The 17,024-nt window shown below is 67.3% G+C and carries 15 protein-coding genes; 4 read left to right on the top strand and 11 right to left on the bottom strand.

Features of this window, described 5'->3' with window-relative positions; genetic code table 11:
• Positions 1-127 precede the first annotated feature (127 nt).
• The 3 genes from ACT6SE_RS06125 (at position 128) to ACT6SE_RS06135 (ending at position 5,475) form a co-directional block, all read left to right on the top strand.
• Entirely contained in the window at positions 128-856 is a 729-nt protein-coding gene (locus ACT6SE_RS06125) for a response regulator (protein ID WP_041863210.1), read from the top strand.
• A gap of 6 nt (positions 857-862) precedes the next feature.
• Positions 863-2,272 carry an ATP-binding protein gene (locus ACT6SE_RS06130; RefSeq protein ID WP_032956880.1) on the top strand — a complete coding sequence of 470 codons (1,410 nt, stop codon included), beginning with the start codon at positions 863-865 and terminating at the stop codon, positions 2,270-2,272.
• Positions 2,273-2,448: 176 nt separating this feature from the next.
• Entirely contained in the window at positions 2,449-5,475 is a 3,027-nt protein-coding gene (locus tag ACT6SE_RS06135; protein ID WP_041864114.1) for a ligand-binding sensor domain-containing diguanylate cyclase, read from the top strand.
• A gap of 161 nt (positions 5,476-5,636) precedes the next feature.
• On the opposite strand, the gene rnt is transcribed toward ACT6SE_RS06135, so the two are convergent.
• The 11 genes from rnt to pstS (ACT6SE_RS06190) all read right to left on the bottom strand — a co-directional run bounded on the left by rnt (position 5,637) and on the right by pstS (ACT6SE_RS06190) (position 15,232).
• A complete protein-coding gene (rnt, locus tag ACT6SE_RS06140; protein WP_032956522.1) occupies positions 5,637-6,287 on the bottom strand; it encodes a ribonuclease T in 651 nt (216 codons plus the stop codon).
• 131 nt (positions 6,288-6,418) lie between these two features.
• Positions 6,419-6,940: an HvfX family Cu-binding RiPP maturation protein gene (locus ACT6SE_RS06145; protein WP_032956524.1), complete on the bottom strand. Its 522-nt coding sequence runs from the start codon at positions 6,938-6,940 to the stop codon at positions 6,419-6,421.
• Positions 6,941-6,964: 24 nt separating this feature from the next.
• Positions 6,965-7,720: an HvfC family RiPP maturation protein gene (locus tag ACT6SE_RS06150; RefSeq protein ID WP_046429749.1), complete on the bottom strand. Its 756-nt coding sequence runs from the start codon at positions 7,718-7,720 to the stop codon at positions 6,965-6,967.
• Positions 7,713-8,588 carry an HvfB family MNIO-type RiPP peptide maturase gene (locus ACT6SE_RS06155; RefSeq protein WP_046429752.1) on the bottom strand — a complete coding sequence of 292 codons (876 nt, stop codon included), beginning with the start codon at positions 8,586-8,588 and terminating at the stop codon, positions 7,713-7,715. The genes ACT6SE_RS06150 and ACT6SE_RS06155 overlap by 8 nt, the downstream gene beginning before the upstream one ends.
• A complete protein-coding gene (locus ACT6SE_RS06160; RefSeq protein ID WP_014646537.1) occupies positions 8,575-8,928 on the bottom strand; it encodes an HvfA family oxazolone/thioamide-modified RiPP metallophore in 354 nt (117 codons plus the stop codon). The genes ACT6SE_RS06155 and ACT6SE_RS06160 overlap by 14 nt, the downstream gene beginning before the upstream one ends.
• 237 nt (positions 8,929-9,165) lie before the next feature.
• Positions 9,166-9,873, bottom strand: coding sequence for a phosphate signaling complex protein PhoU (gene phoU, locus ACT6SE_RS06165; RefSeq protein WP_005408787.1), 708 nt, complete (start codon positions 9,871-9,873; stop codon positions 9,166-9,168).
• A 76-nt stretch (positions 9,874-9,949) separates the two neighbouring features.
• Positions 9,950-10,780 carry a phosphate ABC transporter ATP-binding protein PstB gene (pstB, locus tag ACT6SE_RS06170; protein WP_005408788.1) on the bottom strand — a complete coding sequence of 277 codons (831 nt, stop codon included), beginning with the start codon at positions 10,778-10,780 and terminating at the stop codon, positions 9,950-9,952.
• 19 nt (positions 10,781-10,799) lie between these two features.
• Positions 10,800-11,663, bottom strand: a complete 864-nt coding sequence (pstA, locus tag ACT6SE_RS06175) for a phosphate ABC transporter permease PstA (protein ID WP_014646538.1) — start codon at positions 11,661-11,663, stop codon at positions 10,800-10,802.
• Positions 11,663-12,631 carry a phosphate ABC transporter permease subunit PstC gene (gene pstC, locus ACT6SE_RS06180; RefSeq protein WP_005412771.1) on the bottom strand — a complete coding sequence of 323 codons (969 nt, stop codon included), beginning with the start codon at positions 12,629-12,631 and terminating at the stop codon, positions 11,663-11,665. Before pstC ends, pstA begins: the two co-directional genes overlap by 1 nt.
• A 79-nt stretch (positions 12,632-12,710) precedes the next feature.
• Complete coding sequence (pstS, locus tag ACT6SE_RS06185; RefSeq protein WP_046429759.1) at positions 12,711-13,799, bottom strand: phosphate ABC transporter substrate-binding protein PstS; 1,089 nt, start codon at positions 13,797-13,799, stop codon at positions 12,711-12,713.
• Between the two features lie 416 nt (positions 13,800-14,215).
• Entirely contained in the window at positions 14,216-15,232 is a 1,017-nt protein-coding gene (pstS, locus tag ACT6SE_RS06190) for a phosphate ABC transporter substrate-binding protein PstS (protein WP_014646540.1), read from the bottom strand.
• Between the two features lie 554 nt (positions 15,233-15,786).
• Here pstS (ACT6SE_RS06190) and ACT6SE_RS06195 point away from each other — a divergent pair.
• Positions 15,787-17,019: a porin gene (locus ACT6SE_RS06195; RefSeq protein ID WP_046429761.1), complete on the top strand. Its 1,233-nt coding sequence runs from the start codon at positions 15,787-15,789 to the stop codon at positions 17,017-17,019.
• Positions 17,020-17,024 lie beyond the last annotated feature (5 nt).

Genomic DNA, 17,024 nt, shown 5'->3' on the forward strand with positions numbered 1-17,024 from the left:
TCGGGGTATGTCTGTATGTAACACTGTCGGTGAATACGCGTAACCACAGGTATCCCGCCCGTGGGTGGATACACTGGTACGCATTGCCCCGGATGCGGTTCAGCTGCCGACACGGGATGATCGCGACATGGAGACTGAAAACCCGATGCATCGACTGCTGATCGTCGACGACGACAACGACATCCGCACGCTGCTGGCCGAGCAGCTCGGCCGCGCCGGTTACCTGGTGAGCACGGCGGCCGATGGCACCGCCATGCGCCAGCTGCTGGACCGCGAGCACGTGGACCTGATCGTGCTCGACCTCAACCTGCCGCGCGAGGATGGCCTGACCCTGTGCCGTGACCTGCGTGCGCGTTCGAACACGCCGGTGATCATGCTGACCGCACGCGCCGAGCCGATCGATCGCGTGCTGGGCCTGGAAATGGGCGCCGATGACTACCTGGCCAAGCCGTTCGAACCGCGCGAGCTGCTGGCACGCATCCGCAACGTGCTGCGCCGGACCGAGGCGCTGCCGGCCAACCTGGAGCCGCTGGCGGTGCGCCGTGCGCGCTTCTCGCGCTGGGTGTTCGACCTGGAGCATCGCCACCTGGTCGATCCGGATGACCGCGTGGTGGTGCTGTCCGGCGCCGAGTTCCGCCTGCTGCGGGTGTTCATCGCGCACGCCAACAAGGTGCTGTCGCGCGAGCAGCTGGTCGCGCTCAGCAGTGGCCGCAACTACGAGGCACAGGACCGCGCGATCGACCTGCAGGTCAGCCGCCTGCGCAACAAGCTGGGCGACGACGGTGGCCCGGACGGACTGATCAAGACCGTGCGCAACGAGGGCTACGTGCTGGCCTCCGCGGTCAACCTGGAATAAGCCGCGATGAAGCGCCTGCGCCATTTCCTGTCCTCGATGGTCGGGCGGTTGTTCGTGATCCTGCTGCTGGGCATGGCGGTGGCTGCGATCGGCGCGACCATGCTGGCCACTTCCAAGCGCCAGCAGGAGTTCGAGCGGCAGAACCTGAACCGCATCGCCGACCGCCTGCAGGGCTACGTCAACCTGCTGGACGGCAATCCGGAGCTGCGCGAGCGCCTGCTGGCGATCGGCGGGCCGAGCGTGCGCGCGCTGCAGCCCGGAGCCCGCCTCGGGCGTGCCGACACGGCGCTGATGGAAGTGCTGGAAGACCGCCCCGGACCGGTGTCGCGCGCGCATGTGCACTTCGCTTCGTTCCGCTCCTGCATTCCCAAGCTGCAGGACCTGCTGCCGCCGCCACCGCCGGGTCACCGGCGGCCGCCGCGCGAACGCGACCCGGCGTTCATCCCGCCCAAGTGCCGCGCGGTGGACGTGACCCTCAACGACGGCACGCTGCTGAAACTGGCGCTGGACTCGCCGGCGGTGGCGCACAACGGCATCCTCGCCGTGGACCCGTGGTTCCTGACCCTGCTGGTGCTGGCGATTGCCGTGCTGGCCTATATCGTTGCGCGCATGGCCAGTGCGCCACTGCAGGAACTGGCCGCCGCTGCCGAGGATCTCGGCGACGATCTGCAGCGCGACCCGTTGCCATTGCGCGGGCCGCGTGAAGTGCAGCGCGCCGCCGAAGCCTTCAACGCCATGCAGCACCGCCTGCAGCGGCACCTGGCCGAACGCACGCAGATGCTGGCGGCGATCACCCATGACCTGCAGACGCCGCTGACCCGGTTGCGCCTGCGCCTGGAGAATGTCAGCGACGAAGCCCTGCGCGAGCGCCTGATCGGTGACCTGGCGGCGATGCAGGCGCTGGTGCGCGAGGGCCTGGAACTGGCCCGCAGTGCCGAGAGTGCCGAACAGCGCGCCGCACTCGACCTGGATTCACTGCTGGAGAGCATCGTCGAGGACACCGCCGAAGGCGGCGCCGACGTGGTCTTCGAGGGGGGCAGTGGTTCGGTGCTGATGCTGCGTCCGCTGGCCATGCACCGCCTGTTCTCCAACCTGGTGGACAACGCGGTGATGTACGCGCAACGGGCGCGGGTACGGGTCGAGCGCAGCGGCGGTGCGATCACCGTAGTGGTGGCCGATGACGGCCCCGGCCTGGCCGAAGAGCAGCTGGAGGCGGTGTTCGATCCGTTCGTGCGGGTGGAAACCTCGCGTTCGCGCCAGACCGGCGGGGCCGGCCTGGGCCTGACCATCGCCCGCGCCCTGGCCGAGAAGGACGGCGCGCGGCTGTGGCTGCGCAACCGGGCCGAAGGTGGCCTGGAGGCGGTGGTGCAGTGGCCGGCCAGTGCCCAGGTGGTGGCGCCCGGCCGCGCCGGCTGAGCCGGCGGGCCGCGGACGGTGACGCCGGGGCCGGGGTTTGGCCTATCATCTGCCCATCTCCCCAGTCTCCCCTCGATGAGCCAGCCCGTTCCCGCCGGCATGCCAGTGCGCGCTGCCCGGCTGTTCCCGCACGCTGCCGCGCCCTGCAGCCGCACCTGGCCGCCGCTGCTGCGGTGATGGGCGGGCAGGGGGACGAGGGGCGCTGGGTGGAGCGCCGCGCATCAGGATTCAGGCGGGCACTGCGGCAGGGCCTGCTGTGGTTGCTGCTGGCCCTCGCGCTGCCGCTGGCGGCACAGGAGGGCGCGCCCCCGCTGCGCGACTACGCCATCGATGTATGGACCTCGCGCAACGGCCTGCCGCACAACTCGCTGCGCGACATCGCACAGACGCCGGAGGGCCACCTGTGGTTCGCCACCTGGGAAGGGCTGGTGCGCTACAACGGCCTGGACTTCACCGTGTTCGACCGCAGTACGCGCCCGGGCCTGCGCGACAACGGCATCGGCGCACTGTTCGTCGACCGCCAGGGCGGGCTGTGGATCAGCGATTCGCGCGGCAACGTCAGCCACCGCGGCAGCGACGGCCAATGGCGGGTCTGGGAGCACCAGGCCGGTACACCGCAGGTGCTGATCCAGTCCATGCAGATGGACAGCCAGGGCCGGCTCTGGCTGCTGTACGAAGGCAAGGGCATCGGCTACCTGACGCCGGATGCCGGCATCGTCTACCAGGCACCGGCGGCGGACCTGCCGATGGCGATGAGCTTCACCAAGCTGGTGGTCGATGCACAGGACCGGGTATGGGTCGGCACGCTCGACGGGCTGGTGCTGCGCGACAACGACGGCGTGCTCAAGCGCGCGCCCGCCGCGTGGGGGCTGGGCGCCGGCAGCGGCCTGTCGTGGCCGTACCGGGCACCGGATGGCGCGCTGTGGATCGTCGCCGGCGAGCGCCTGTACCGGGTGGAGGACGACCAGCTGGTGCTGGTGCACCGCCTGCCGGGCCAGCTGCACATGACCTCGATGCTGCAGGACCGGCATGGCGATCTGTGGCTGGGTACCGAGAACCAGGGCCTGCTGCGCATTTCCGCCCATGGCCTGGAGCGGCTGCCGGCCGGCCTGAACCTGCCGGGCGGACGCGTGGTCAGCCTGCGCGAGGATGCCGAAGGCAGCATCTGGGTGGGAGCCAATGGGGGCCTGTACCGCCTGCGCGAAACACTGTTCAGCAGCTTCACCGAGCGCGATGGGCTCAGTGGCGACTACGTGCGCACGGTGTTCGAGGATCGCGACCGCCAGCTGTGGGTCGGCAGCGCCAGCGGCCTTGACCTCCAGACCCGCGACGGTCGTTTCCGCGCGGTGCCGCTGCACAACCGCGGCGGCAAGGCGCCCTCGGTACTGAGCCTGGCACAGGGGCCGGACGGTGACCTGTGGGTGGGAACCTTCGGCGACGGCGTTTACCGGCTGGGTCGCGATGGGGGCCTGCGCCACAACTATGCGGCGGCTGACGGCATGCCGGGCGGCAACATCCGTGCGATCACCGTTGACCCGCAGGGCGTGGTCTGGGCCGGCACGCAGAAGGGCGTGGTGCGCATCGACGGCGACCGGGTGCAGGTCTCGAACGTGCCGGGCATGCCCGGCGGCCTGATCACCGCGCTCGAGCATGATCACCAGGGCAACCTGTGGATCGGCACCATCGAAGGCATCCGCGTGCTGCGTGGCGACCACGTGCAGTCGATCGACCTGGCCCCGCTGGGGGGCGGCCGCAGCGTGTTCGGCTTCCACCAGCTGGGCGATGCGATGTGGATCAGCAGTGATCGTGGCCTGTACCGCTGGCGCAACGGTGCGCTGGCGCGGGTCGGCCTGGAGCAGGGCATGCCGGTGGACGCGGTGTTCCAGCTGGTGCCGGACCGCCTCGGCAATGTCTGGATCAGCAGCAACCGTGGTGTGCTGCGCACCGACATGGCTACCCTCAATGCGGTGGCCGATGGCCGCACGCCGCGGGTGGTGCTGGAGCGCTACAACGAGATCGACGGCATGGCCAATGCACAGGCCAATGGCAGCTCCAGTCCATCGGCGATCCTGCGCCAGGATGGCACGTTCTGGGTGGTCACCGCCGGTGGCCTGAGCACGGTCGACCCGCAACGCCTGCAGCGTTTCCGCGAGCGGCCATCGCCGCCGGCGGCGATCGAGAGCGTGCAGGTGGATGGTGCGCCGGTGCACTGGGAGGGACCGGATCGCAATTACATTCCCGGTGGCCGCCGGTTGGCGGTGAGCTATGTCGGCCTGAGCTACCTGATGTCCGACCGGATCCGCTACCGCACGCGGCTGGATGGCCTCGATGCCGGCTGGGTCGAGCGTGGCCCGCAGCGCAGCGTCGAGTTCGTTGGCCTGCCGCCGGGCGACTACACCCTGCATGTGGCTGCGGCGCATCCGGGCGGCAGCTGGGGCCAACAGGAGGCGGTGTGGAGCTTCAGCGTCGAGCCGTTCTGGTGGCAGCGGCGCAGCGTGCAGGCGCTGGGCGGGCTGTTGCTGCTGGCCGGCCTGGTGGCACTGTACCGCCTGCTGCTGCAGCAGCTGAAGGCCAGCAACCTGCGCCTGGCGCGGCGGGTGGACGACGCGACCTTCGACCTGCAGGCCAAGACCGTGCACCTGCAGGCGCTGAACCAGGAAAAGACCGAGCTGGCCGAACGCCTGGCGCGCCAGGCCGAAGCCTTCGAGCGCCAGGCCCGTGAGGATGCGCTGACCGGGCTGGCCAACCGCCGCGGCTTCGACGAGACGCTGGCGCGTGACTTCGCCCGTTCGCAGCGCAGTGGTCATCCACTGTGCCTGGTGGTGCTGGACATCGACCATTTCAAGGACGTCAACGACCGCCACAGCCACAGCATCGGCGATGCCGTGCTGGTGCAGGTGGCGACGCTGATCGCAGCCGCCAGCCGCGACTCCGACCTGCCGGCGCGCACCGGCGGCGAAGAGTTCGCGCTGCTGCTCAACGACACCCGCCTGGAGGAAGCCGCGCAGCTGTGCGCGCGCCTGCGCGGCCTGTTCCATGACCACCCCGACTGGGCCGGTGTGGAAGGCCTGCGCGTGACCTTCAGTGCGGGGCTGGTGGAGCTGGATGCCGACGACCGCACCCCGGCGCTGCTGTACCAGCGCGCAGACCGCGCGCTGTACCGCGCCAAGAGCGACGGCCGCGATCGCACGAGCATTGGTTGATCGCATCCACGCATGGCGTGGATCTACTGTGCGGCGATGATTCGCCACCATGCATCGATGGAACGACGTCGGCCTGTAGAGTCGAGCCGTGCTCGACTACCGCGCGACAGCGCGGAAAAAGGTGCAGCCGAGCATGGCTCGGCTCTACAGAAAGCGCTGTCTTACCGCGGCCAGGCGTTGGCGATGGTGCAGAACAGCCGCGCGGTCTGCTCGGTGTCATATACCGCGCTGTGCGCTTCATTCGCATCCCAACCCAGCCCGGCGGCAGTGGCCGCACGCGCCAGCACGGTCTGGCCGTAGGCGATACCGGCCAGGGTGACCGTGTCGAACACGCTGAACGGATGGAACGGGTTGCGCTTGTGGCCGGTCCGCGCCACGGCCGCGTTGACGAAGCCGAGGTCGAAATGGGCATTGTGGCCAACCAGGATCGCGCGCTGGCAGCCGTACTTCTTCATCGCCGCACGCACCGGAGTGAAGATGTGGTCCAACGCCGCTTTTTCTTCCTTGGCCAGCCGGAACGGATGGTCGAGGATGATGCCGGTCACTTCCAGCGACTTCGGGTCGATCTCCAGGCCCTCGGCCGGGACCACGTGGGCACTGGCGGTCTGGCCGGGGTAGAGCAGGCCGTTCTCGTCCATCTCGATCGGCACCGCAGCGATTTCCAGCAGCGCGTTGCGCTGGCTGTCGAAGCCGCCGGTTTCCACATCCACCACCACCGGCAGGAAGCCGCGGAAGCGTTGTGACATCGCGCGCTGCGCCTGGGGAAGTGCGGAATCGGGAACGGCGGCAGGTGCGGGGATGGGGTCAGTCATGCGTGAATTCTATCAGAGCGGCCCTGAGCGCCCGGCCACGCAGCCCATGCCAGCCACCGTGGTGGCACGAACGCAGAACCCGGTAGGTGCCAACCTTGGTTGGCACATGACGCGCCGACCAAGGTCGGCATCTACCGAACCGCTGGCCGCGCAGGTGTGGCCGAGGGAGACCACCGCGCCAACCAGGCGTCCACGCTCAGCTTGCCGGCGCCGGTGAAGATCAGCGGCAGCAGCATGGCCATGAACAGCACCGGCAGCTTGAAGTTGCCGAAGCCCTGGTCGCTGATCGCATAGCCCATGGCCAGGTCGGCCAGCGAGTTCCACTCCATCGGCCAATGCACCGCATAGGTGGCCACCACGGTCAGCACCAGCAGGCTCGCGGCGGCGAAACGGGTGCCGAAACCGAACAGCAGGCAGGCCGCCCCGAGCAGTTCGAACCAGGTCGCCAGTTGCCAGTTCAGGGTGGCCGGCAACTGGTCGAACGGGAATGGAAAGGCGTCCTGCAGGTCGGCGAACCAGTTCTGGCCGCGCAGCTTCTCGCGGCCGGATTCGAAGAATTCCCAGGCCAGCAGCAGGCGCAGGCCGAGCGGGGCCAACCAGGGGGCGAGACGGTCCAGCTGGTCACGCGCGGCGGCCAGGGTCGGAAGGTTCATCAGGGGATCTCCGCAAATGGGGTGTCAGGGCGGGGCGGTGAGCGGGCCGATCACGCCGGCCTGCAGGAACTGCCGCAGCAGCGCGGCACCGGGGCCGGCCAGCGCGTCTTCGGCCAGCCCATGCGTGGTGGCGAGGCGTTGCAGGTACGTACGGCCTTCCAGCCCAGGCTGTTGACCGATGCTGGACAGCAGGTGCACCGCCAAGGGGCTGAGCGCGGCGAATCGCACTTCACCGTCGGCTTCGCGGCGGACCAGCAGGCCGGTGGGTTCTGGGAGGGGCTGGGTCGGCGCATCCTCTGCACCGAGACGGTGCACCGGCCACTGGTACAGCAGCGGCCACGCCAGCGGCGAACGCTGCAGCGGCACCCGCAGCGGATCGACATCGCCAGGCGCAGGAAGTGGCTCGGCCTGCAACTGGTACAGCGCGGTTTCCACCCACTCGTAGTGGGCCAGTTCGGCCAGCGCCGGGTGCGGCAGCTGCGGCTGTGCCTGCAGCCACTGCACGAACTCGGCGGCCAGCTCGGTGAACAGGGGGGTCTGGCAGCGATGGGTGGCGAAGTAGTGGCGCACCAGCGCGCTCCATGCCGGTTCGCCGAGCAGGCGGACGCAGACCGGGAAACCGTTGCTCAGGAGCCCGAGCAGGTTGTTGAACAGCAAGTGCTGGTACACCGCCAACCGGCGTGCATCCAGGCCGGCCGGTGCCGGCACCGCCTGTGGATCGCGCAGGTGCGCGGTGAACGCGTGCTGCTGCGCGCGCAGGGTGTCGATAGCGTCAGCCATGTGCAGCCCCGGCGTGTGCGGCCTGCAGGCGGCGGATGGTCTGCAGTTCGCCCTGCAGTTCCGCATAGGGCGGGAAATTGAAATCGCGTTCGAGCAGGGTGGGGCGTGGGCCGATGCGAGCATAGGTACGCGCCAGCAACTCCCAGACCGGATCAATCACCGCGCTGCCATGGGTATCGATCTTCAGGTCGGGTGCCTCGTCCAGGTGCCCGGCCACGTGCAGGCAGACGATGCGCTGCGCGGGCAGGCCGGCGATGAAGGCATCGGCATCGTAGCCGTGGTTGCAGGCGTTGACGTAGACGTTGTTGACGTCCAGCAGCAGGTCGCAGTCGGCTTCGGCGAGCACCGCATTGGTGAACGCCAGCTCGTCCATCGCCGGTTCCGGCGCCAGGTAGTAGGACACGTTCTCCACCGCGATGCGGCGGCCGAGCAGGTCCTGCACGCGGCGGATGCGCTGCGCGGTATGGCGCACGGCTTCGTCGGTGAAGGGGATCGGCAGCAGGTCGTACAGGTGGCCGTCGTCGCTGCAGTAGCTCAGGTGCTCGCTGTACAGCGGCACGCGGTGCTTTTCGAGGAACCGGCCGACCTGCTCCAGCAGCGGGATGTCCAGGGCGGCACTGCCGCCCAGCGACAGCGACAGGCCGTGGCAGCTCAGCGGATGGCGGTGTGCCAGTTCGGCCAGGGCATCACCGGCCGGGCCGCCGACATGGATCCAGTTCTCCGGCGCGCATTCCAGGAAGTCGAAGTCGCCTGCCGGAGCGTCACGCAGATCCTGCAGCAGCGCCCGGCGCAGGCCCAACCCTGCAGCCGCCGCGCGAAGCGGCGACTGCGGGTGGACGAGGCTGGCGCGGACGTCAGTGCTTGCCACCGCACTTGCCTTCGCCGCACTTGCCTTCAGCCGACTTCGTGTCGCCGGTCTTGGCCTTGGCGCCCGCTGCGCCGGCAGCCTTGCCCTTGTCGGCACCGCACTTGCCTTCGCCGGTCTTGCCGTCGGCACCACACTTGCCTTCGGCGTGCTTGGTCGCGTCGGCTGCCATCTTGGTATCGGCGGCCTTGGCATCGGTGCTGGCCTTGGCTGCCTGGCCGGCCACCAGGTAGCCCTGGGCGAGGTCGCTCATGCTCAGCGCCGAGGCGCTGGCGGTCATGCCCAGGCCGGCGGCCAGGGCGGTAGCGGTCAGCAGGGACAGGGTCTTGTTGGAACTGCTCATCGGTCTTACTCCTGGGTGGTGGGCAGGTGCCCGGGGTGAATCGATGGTGCAGCGATCCTACTCAACGAATCCTCGCCAAGAACTCAAATTTTCGTGAGATCTGTTACAGAAGCATCCGGCAGGTCCGCACCGGGCACGCGTGGCGCCCAAAATGCGGATGAAACACCCCAAAAAAGAAGGCCGCTGTCACCAGGACAGCGGCCACCTTGGAGTCGACTCCGGTGTTGCAGTGCAGCGTCAGGGCTGGCCGGTGCTGGAGGTCTCGTCGCGCTTTTCACGCGGTGGCAGCGGCTGCTCGCCATGCACCAGGAACCATACGTTCTCGGCGATGTTGGTGGCGTGGTCGCCCACGCGCTCCAGGTTCTTGGCCATGAACAGCAGGTGCGTGCACGGGGTGATGTTGCGCGGGTCTTCCATCATGTAGGTCAGCAGCTCGCGGAACAGCGCGGTGTACTGCGCGTCCAGGCGGGCGTCGTCCTCACGCAGTTCCAGCGCGGCATCAGCATCGTTGTCGCGGTAGGCGGCAATGGCACGCCGGACCTGCTGCGCGGCCAGGCGGCCCAGTGCACGCAGGCCCTGGATCTGCGGCAGCGGCGGCACCTTGCCCAGCGCGATCGAGCGCTTGGCGACGTTGGCAGCGTAGTCACCGATGCGCTCGATGTCGGCCGGAATGCGCAGGCCGGCAAGGATCTCGCGCAGGTCGCGCGCCATCGGGCCACGCAGCGCCAGGCGCATCACGTCGTGGCTGATCTGCTGTTCCAGCGCATCGATCGCCTCGTCGTTGGCGATGATGCGATGGGCAGCGTTCTCGTCGCGCTTCTCGATCACGTCCATCGACGCTTCGAGCTGGGCGACGGCCATCTCGCCCATGCGCACGATCTCGGCCACCAGGCGCTGCTGCTCTTCGTCGTAGCTCTTGACGATGTGGTCGTTGGGAAGGTTCATGGTTGTTCCACTCTGTAGAGTCGAGCCACGCTCGACTGATGGTGTCTGCAGGGTCGAGCCGTGCTCGACTGACGTTTCAGCCGAAGCGGCCGGTGATGTAGTCCTCGGTCTGCCGCTGCGACGGCTGCGAGAAGATCACTTCGGTGCGGTCGTGCTCGATCAGGTCGCCCAGGTACATGAAGGCGGTGTAGTCGGACACGCGTGCGGCCTGCTGCATGTTGTGGGTGACGATCACGATGGTGTACTCGTGCTTGAGTTCTTCCACCAGCTGCTCGATGCGGCTGGTCGAGATCGGATCCAGCGCCGAGGTCGGCTCGTCCAGCAGCAGCACCGACGGGCGCAGGGCCACGGCACGGGCGATGCACAGGCGCTGCTGCTGGCCGCCGGACAGGCCCAGTGCGCTCTGCCCCAGCTTGTCCTTCACTTCGTCCCACAGCGCGCCCTGGCGCAGCGCCTGCTCGACGCGGTCGGCCATGTCGGCCTTGCTCAGCTTCTCGTGGTGGCGGATGCCGTAGGCCACGTTCTCGAAGATGGTCATCGGGAACGGCACCGGCTTCTGGAACACCATGCCGACCTTGCTGCGCAGGCGGTTCATCGGGTACTTCGGCGACAGGATGTTCTCGCCGTCCAGCAGCACTTCACCGCGCGCTTCCAGCTTCGGGTACAGCGCGTAGATGCGGTTGAAGATGCGCAGCAGGGTCGACTTGCCGCAACCGGAAGGACCGATCAGCGCGGTCACGCGCTTTTCCGGGATTTCCAGGTTGATGCCCTTCAGGGCGTGGAACTTGTCGTAGTAGAAGTCCAGTCCACGCGCAGCCAGCTTCACCGGCGACGGCGTGTGCAGGCTCTCGTGCGAGGACGGCACGGCGATGCGCTGCATCGGCACGGCGTTGGAAAGGTCGTTCATGGCGTTATCCACGGAAAGGTCAGTCATGGGAGATACGGTTGCGCAGCAGGATGCCGCGGGCGGCAAGGCTGACCAGCAATACGAAGACAGTCAGCACCAGGGCACCGGCCCAGGCCAGCACCTGCCAGGATTCATACGGGCTGCCGGCGAACTGGTTCATCACCACCGGCACCGAGGCCATCGGCTGGAAGATGTTGTTGTTCCAGTACTGGTTGCCGAAGGCGGTGAACAGCAGCGGTGCGGTCTCGCCGGAGATGCGGGCCAGTGCCAGCAGGATGCCGGTGATGATGCCGGCCGAGGCACTGCGGTACAGCACCTGCACGATCACCTTCCACTGCGGGATGCCCAGCGACAGGGCCGCTTCGCGCATCTGCGAGGGCACCAGGCGCAGCATCTCGTCGGTGGTGCGTACCACCACCGGCAGCACGATGAAGGCCAGCGACAGCGCACCGGCGAACGCCGAGAAGTTGCCGCCGGTCTGCATCACGTACAGGGTGTAGACGAACAGGCCGAGCACGATGGACGGGGCCGACAGCAGGATGTCGTTGACGAAGCGGACCACGGTGCCGGCCTTGCGGGCGTTGCCGTACTCGGCCAGCCAGGTGCCCGCCAATACGCCCAGCGGGGTGCCGATGCCGATGGCCAGCGCACACATCACGGCGCTGCCGAAGAACGCGTTGGCGAGGCCGCCTTCCTGCATCGGCGGCGGCGTCATCTTGGTGAACAGATCCAGGTTGATGCCGGCCAGGCCCTTGGAGGCCAGGGTGAACAGGATCCAGCCCAGGAAGAACAAACCGAACAGCGCGGTGGCGCAGGAGGCGGTGATCGCAACGACATTGCCGATGCGGCGGCGCAGGTACAGGGAGTCAGCGGTGCTGGACATCAGTTGCCCTCCTTGCGGGACAGGCGCATCAGCATCAGGCGGGCGATGGCGAGCACCACGAAGGTGACGATGAAGAGGACGAAGCCGAGCAGCAGCAGGGCCGAACGGTAGGTTTCAGTGGCTTCACCGAAATCGTTGGCGATCAGCGCAGCAATGGTGGTGCCCGGTTCCAGCAGCGACGGCGACAGGCGCACGCTGTTGCCGATCACGAAGGCCACCGCCATCGTCTCGCCGAGGGCGCGGCCGAGGCCGAGGAAGATGCCGCCGATCACCGCCGAGCGGGTGTAGGGCAGCACGATGTCCCAGCTCACTTCCCACTTGGTGGAGCCCAGCGCATAGGCCGATTCCTTCAGGCGGGTCGGCACGGTCAGGAACACTTCGCGCATCACCGAGGAGATGAACGGAATGACCATGATCGCCAGCACGAAACCGGCGGTGAGCATGCCGATGCCCAGCGGCGGGCCCTGGAACATCGGGCCGATGATCGGCCATTCGCCCAGGGTCTCGTTGAGGAACGGCGTGACGTACTCGGTCATCACCGGCACCAGCACGAACAGGCCCCACATGCCGTAGATGATCGAGGGAATGCCGGCCAGCAGTTCGATGGCTGTGCCGACCGGGCCACGCAGCCAGCGTGGTGCGACTTCGGTGAGGAAGAAGGCGATGCCGAAGCTGACCGGCACGGCGATGACCATCGCGATGACGGCGGTGACCAGGGTGCCGTAGATCGGGGCGAGCGCGCCGAATTTGTTTTCGACCGGATTCCAGTCGGCGGAGAAGAAGAAGCTCAGGCCCTGCATCTGCAGGGCATGGCGGCCGCCCCACAGCATCGACAGCGCGGCGCAGGCCAGGGCGATCAGGACGAAGATGACGGTGCCGACCAGCACCCATCGGAACAGTTTGTCGTTGCGGGCATCACGCGCATCACGCGTGGACGGGGCGGCTACAGGCTGGGCGATGGCATTCATGGGGACGGCAGGGCCAGGAAGGGGCGGGGCGGCACGGCGTGGAAGCGGTGCCCGCGCGGGGCGGGCACCGTCGAGTCCGTCACTTCAGGTCGGTCGCCCAGTAGGCCTCGATCTGCTTGACCAGTTCGGCCGGCAGCGGCACGTAGTGCAGCTCGTTGGCCTGGGCTTGGCCGTTCTCGAAGGCCCACTTGAAGAAGGCCAGGGTGTCCTGGTTGCGCTTGGCGTCCTTCGGCTGCTTCTGCATCAGCATGAAGTTGGTGGCGGTGATCGGCCACGCCTGCTCGCCCGGGGCGTTGGTGATGACCAGGTTGAAGTCCTTGGCGCTGGCCCAGTCGGCGCTGGCGGCCGCCGCGGCGAAGGTTTCCGCGCTGGGCTCGACCCAGTTGCCGGCGGCGTTCTGCATGGCGGTGTACGGCATGCCGTTCTGCAGCGCGTAGGCCAGCTCGACGTAGCCGATGGAGCCCTTGATCTGCTTCACGTACGAAGCGACGCCTTCATTGCCCTTGCCACCGACGCCGTCCGGCCACTGCACCGAGGTGCCTTCGCCGACCTTGCTCTTCCACTCCGGGCTGACCTTGGACAGGTAGTTGGAGAAGTTGAAGGTGGTGCCGGAACCGTCCGAACGGTGGACCAGGGTGATCTTGCCGTCCGGCAGCTTCACGCCCGGGTTGGCGGCGACGATGGCCGGATCGTTCCAGGTCTTGACCTTGCCCAGGAAGATGTCGGCCAGCAGGGCGCCGCTCAGGCGCAGCTTGCCGGCTTCCAGGCCTTCGATGTTGACCACCGGCACCACGCCGCCGATGGCCGACGGGAACTGGGCCAGGCCGGCCTGTGCCAGCTCTTCGCTGCTCAGCGGCTTGTCGGAGGAGCCGAAGTCGACGGTGCCGGCCTTGATCTGGGCGATGCCGCCGCCGGAGCCGATCGACTGGTAGTTGATCTTGGCCCCGGTGGTGGCGTTGTAGTCGGCCGACCACTTGGAGACCAGCGGGAAGATGAAGGACGCGCCCGCGCCGGACACTTCGGCGGTCACCTTGGCACCGGCAGCGGCCGGGGCAGCGGCACCGTCGGCCGCCGGCTGCTGCGCGGCCTGCTTGTCGCCACCGCAGGCCGACAGGCCCAGGGCGATGGCCAGGGAAAGGGCGGCAACGCCGGCCGAGTGCAGTTTCATGGTCACTCCATAGCGGGGAAGAGCCGACGTGGTCGGCGGATGCGGCTATGAAATGATGTTTTTGTTACAGCCGTATTACGACCATGACAGAGGTGTCCTGGATCACGTTCTGACAAGGGTTTCACCGGGTTGGCCCCCATCCGGCAGAGCCCCGGAGACCCCGGATCTGCGCACCGGTATGGCGGCAGGTTGGCCCTTGTGGAGTCAAGCCATGTTCGACGGCTCCCTGCCCTCGGTAGGTGCGGACCGTCGGTCCGCACGCTCCAGCACCCAGCCGAGCGTGGGCTCGGCGCTGCAGAGGCAGATACATGCATCCCCGAAAACAAGAAGAGCGCGAGATCTCGAGGATCTCGCGCCCGGTTGGGGCCGGCGGGGGAGAGAGGACCCGCCGGCCCCGTTCCTGCGGGGGAACGTGCTTACTTCAGGTTCTGCGACCAGTAGGTCTCGATCTGGCGGACCAGGCTGTCCGGCAGCGGCACGTAGTCCAGCTGGCGGGCCTGGGCGTCGCCGCTCTTGTAGACCCAGCGGAAGAACTCCTGGGTGGCCTTGCCGTTGGCAGCGTTCTTCGGCTTCTTGTGCACCAGGATGAAGTTGGTGGCGGTGATCGGCCAGGACTCGGCGCCCGGGGCGTTGGTCATCACCAGGTAGAAGTCCTTGGCGCTGGCCCAGTCGGCGCTGGCGGCAGCGGCGGCGAACGATGCATCGCTCGGCTGCACGAACCTGCCGGCAGCGTTCTTCATCGCCGTGTACGACAGCTTGTTCTGCAGTGCGTAGGACAGTTCGACGTAGCCGATGCCGCCCTTGATCTGCTTCACGTAGGCAGCAACGCCTTCGTTGCCCTTGCCGCCGATGCCGGCCGGCCACTGGACCGAGGTGCCTTCACCGACCGAGCTCTTCCACTCCGGGCTGACCTTGGACAGGTAGTTGACGAAGTTGAAGGTGGTGCCCGAACCATCCGAGCGGTGCACGACGGTGATCTTGGCGCTCGGCAGGGTCACGCCCGGGTTCAGCGCGGCGATGGCCGGGTCGTTCCAGGTCTTGATCTTGCCCAGGAAGATGTTGGCCAGCACGGTGCCGTCCAGCTTGAGTGCGCCCGGGGCGATGCCGGCCACGTTGACCACCGGCACCACGCCGCCGATCACCGACGGGAACTGGGCCAGGCCCGAGGCGGCCAGTTCTTCCGGCTTCAGCGGTGCATCGGAAGAGCCGAAATCAACGGTCTTGGCCTTGATCTGCGCAATGCCGCCGCCGGAACCGATCGACTGGTAGTTGACCTTGTTGCTGGTGGCAGCGTTGTAGTCGGCCGACCACTTCGACATCACCGGGTAGATGAACGAGGCGCCCGCGCCGGTGATTTCAGCGGCGTTGGCGGCGAACACGGACGACGCTGCGAAGACGGCAACGGCAACGCGCGACTTGAAGGCGTGGATCACGGGGTGGCTCCTGGGTTGATTGGAATGCGGGGTTACCCGCCCGGCGCACATTCCATAACGGTTCGATGACAGCGCGGGGACCGTTGTATGACGCATCCGTTACAGCGCTGGCTGGCGCTTGCGCAGCGCGGGCCGTGAAGGTTTCGCGCAGCGGCTGAGGCGGTCGTGCGGGCACAAGGGAGGTGCGCCGGCGCCGGTTGCGGTCACCTTGCATAGGTGGCCGGTGAGATGACGGCTGCCTCCCTTCGCGCGGTCTGCGCCTGGCGTTGCGCAGGGATTCCGCGTCATCCGCGCGAAGCCGGGCGGTGCGGACCAGGGTCACCCGGCGGCTTGCCCGCGTGTCGGTGCCGATACACCACGCCATGGGGCGCAACGGATCGATAAGCATGTGCGCGCAAATGAGTCGTACGCATGACCGCACGAAGAAATCTGGGGTTGGTGCTCAATCTGTCATTCGGCTGTCATGGTTTTAACGGAACGTTCGCAAAACGCTTGACCGGCCTGCCGGCGTGGCGTTCTGCCCAAGCCATTCCAACCCTCTGGAGAAATCCAAAATGCGTTCCCATTTGCTCGCCGCCGCGGTCGTTGCAAGCCTCGGTCTGGTTTCCGCCGACGCCTTCGCAGCCCCCGCCAGCTCGGGCGTGTCCCAGGCACAGTTGCAGCAGCTGCAGGCACAGATCGCTGCGCTGCAGGCCCAGGTCCAGCAGTTGCAGAACGATTCGCAGGCGCTGCAGGCGCAGTCCGACGCGCAGTCCGAAGTGAACATCACCCAGGCGCAGGCCCTGGAAGGTGCGCAGAAGACCCAGACCAGCGTCGACAAGCTGGCCAAGCTGGTCAATGACAACAAGATTGGCGGTCGCATGTTCTTCGACCTGACCAACATCGACAAGACCAGCAACGGCAAGGACACCGCCGCCAGCGGCACCGGCCTGGACGTCAAGCGCTTCTACCTGACCATCGACCACAAGTTCAACGACATCTGGTCGGCCAACCTGACCACCGACTTCCAGTACAGCTCGGCCATCGGCAACACCGAACTGTTCGTCAAGAAGGCCTACGTGCAGGGCAGCTTCGACCCGGCCTTCAACCTGCGCGTCGGTGCCGCCGACATGCCGTGGATCCCGTACGTCGAGAAGTTCTACGGCATGCGCTATGTCGAGAACACCCTGACCGACCGCCTGAAGTACGGCAACTCGTCCGACTGGGGCCTGCATGGCTTCGGCAACCTGGGCAACAACTTCAACTACGCCGTCTCGGTCGTGTCCGGCGCCGGCTACAAGAACCCGACCCGCAGCAAGGGCATGGACGTGGAAGGCCGCGTGGCCTACACCCCGAACGAGAACTTCGTGGTCGCCGTCGGCGGCTACAGCGGCAAGCTGGGCAAGGAAACCGACATCCAGAGCGCCGAGAACACCTACACCCGCGCCAACGCGATGGTGGCCTACGCCGACAGCAACTTCCGCGTCGGCGGCGAGTACTTCCAGGCCAAGAACCTCAACAACGTGCTGACCGTTGCCACCGACAAGACCAGTGGCTGGTCGGTGTGGGGCAGCGTGCGCGTGACCGACGGCGGCATCAACGTGTTCGGTCGTTACGATGACACCGACGTCAGCAAGACCCTGGACCCGACCCTGAGCGACAAGTACTGGAACGTCGGCGTCGAGTTCCCGGTCATGAAGAACCTCAAGCTGTCGACCGTGTACAAGTACACGCACCTGGCCAACGCCAGCGACAAGAAGAACGACAAGACCAAGGAATTCGGCGTCTGGGGCGACCTGTCGTTCTGATCTCC

Source organism: Stenotrophomonas sp. LC732, from assembly GCF_052446685.1.
Lineage (GTDB): Bacteria > Pseudomonadota > Gammaproteobacteria > Xanthomonadales > Xanthomonadaceae > Stenotrophomonas > Stenotrophomonas muris.

What these genes read in the sequence shown, in the direction of transcription:
- ACT6SE_RS06160 (WP_014646537.1), bottom strand. Translation starts at nt 8,928, where the DNA reads ATGAGCAGTTCCAACAAGACCCTGTCCCTGCTGACCGCTACCGCCCTG.
- ACT6SE_RS06195 (WP_046429761.1), top strand. Translation starts at nt 15,787, where the DNA reads ATGCGTTCCCATTTGCTCGCCGCCGCGGTCGTTGCAAGCCTCGGTCTG.
- pstS (WP_046429759.1), bottom strand. Translation starts at nt 13,799, where the DNA reads ATGAAACTGCACTCGGCCGGCGTTGCCGCCCTTTCCCTGGCCATCGCC.
- pstB (WP_005408788.1), bottom strand. Translation starts at nt 10,780, where the DNA reads ATGAACGACCTTTCCAACGCCGTGCCGATGCAGCGCATCGCCGTGCCG.
- ACT6SE_RS06135 (WP_041864114.1), top strand. Translation starts at nt 2,449, where the DNA reads ATGGGCGGGCAGGGGGACGAGGGGCGCTGGGTGGAGCGCCGCGCATCA.
- phoU (WP_005408787.1), bottom strand. Translation starts at nt 9,873, where the DNA reads ATGAACCTTCCCAACGACCACATCGTCAAGAGCTACGACGAAGAGCAG.
- ACT6SE_RS06125 (WP_041863210.1), top strand. Translation starts at nt 128, where the DNA reads ATGGAGACTGAAAACCCGATGCATCGACTGCTGATCGTCGACGACGAC.
- rnt (WP_032956522.1), bottom strand. Translation starts at nt 6,287, where the DNA reads ATGACTGACCCCATCCCCGCACCTGCCGCCGTTCCCGATTCCGCACTT.
- ACT6SE_RS06150 (WP_046429749.1), bottom strand. Translation starts at nt 7,720, where the DNA reads ATGGCTGACGCTATCGACACCCTGCGCGCGCAGCAGCACGCGTTCACC.
- pstA (WP_014646538.1), bottom strand. Translation starts at nt 11,663, where the DNA reads ATGTCCAGCACCGCTGACTCCCTGTACCTGCGCCGCCGCATCGGCAAT.
- ACT6SE_RS06130 (WP_032956880.1), top strand. Translation starts at nt 863, where the DNA reads ATGAAGCGCCTGCGCCATTTCCTGTCCTCGATGGTCGGGCGGTTGTTC.
- pstC (WP_005412771.1), bottom strand. Translation starts at nt 12,631, where the DNA reads ATGAATGCCATCGCCCAGCCTGTAGCCGCCCCGTCCACGCGTGATGCG.
- ACT6SE_RS06145 (WP_032956524.1), bottom strand. Translation starts at nt 6,940, where the DNA reads ATGAACCTTCCGACCCTGGCCGCCGCGCGTGACCAGCTGGACCGTCTC.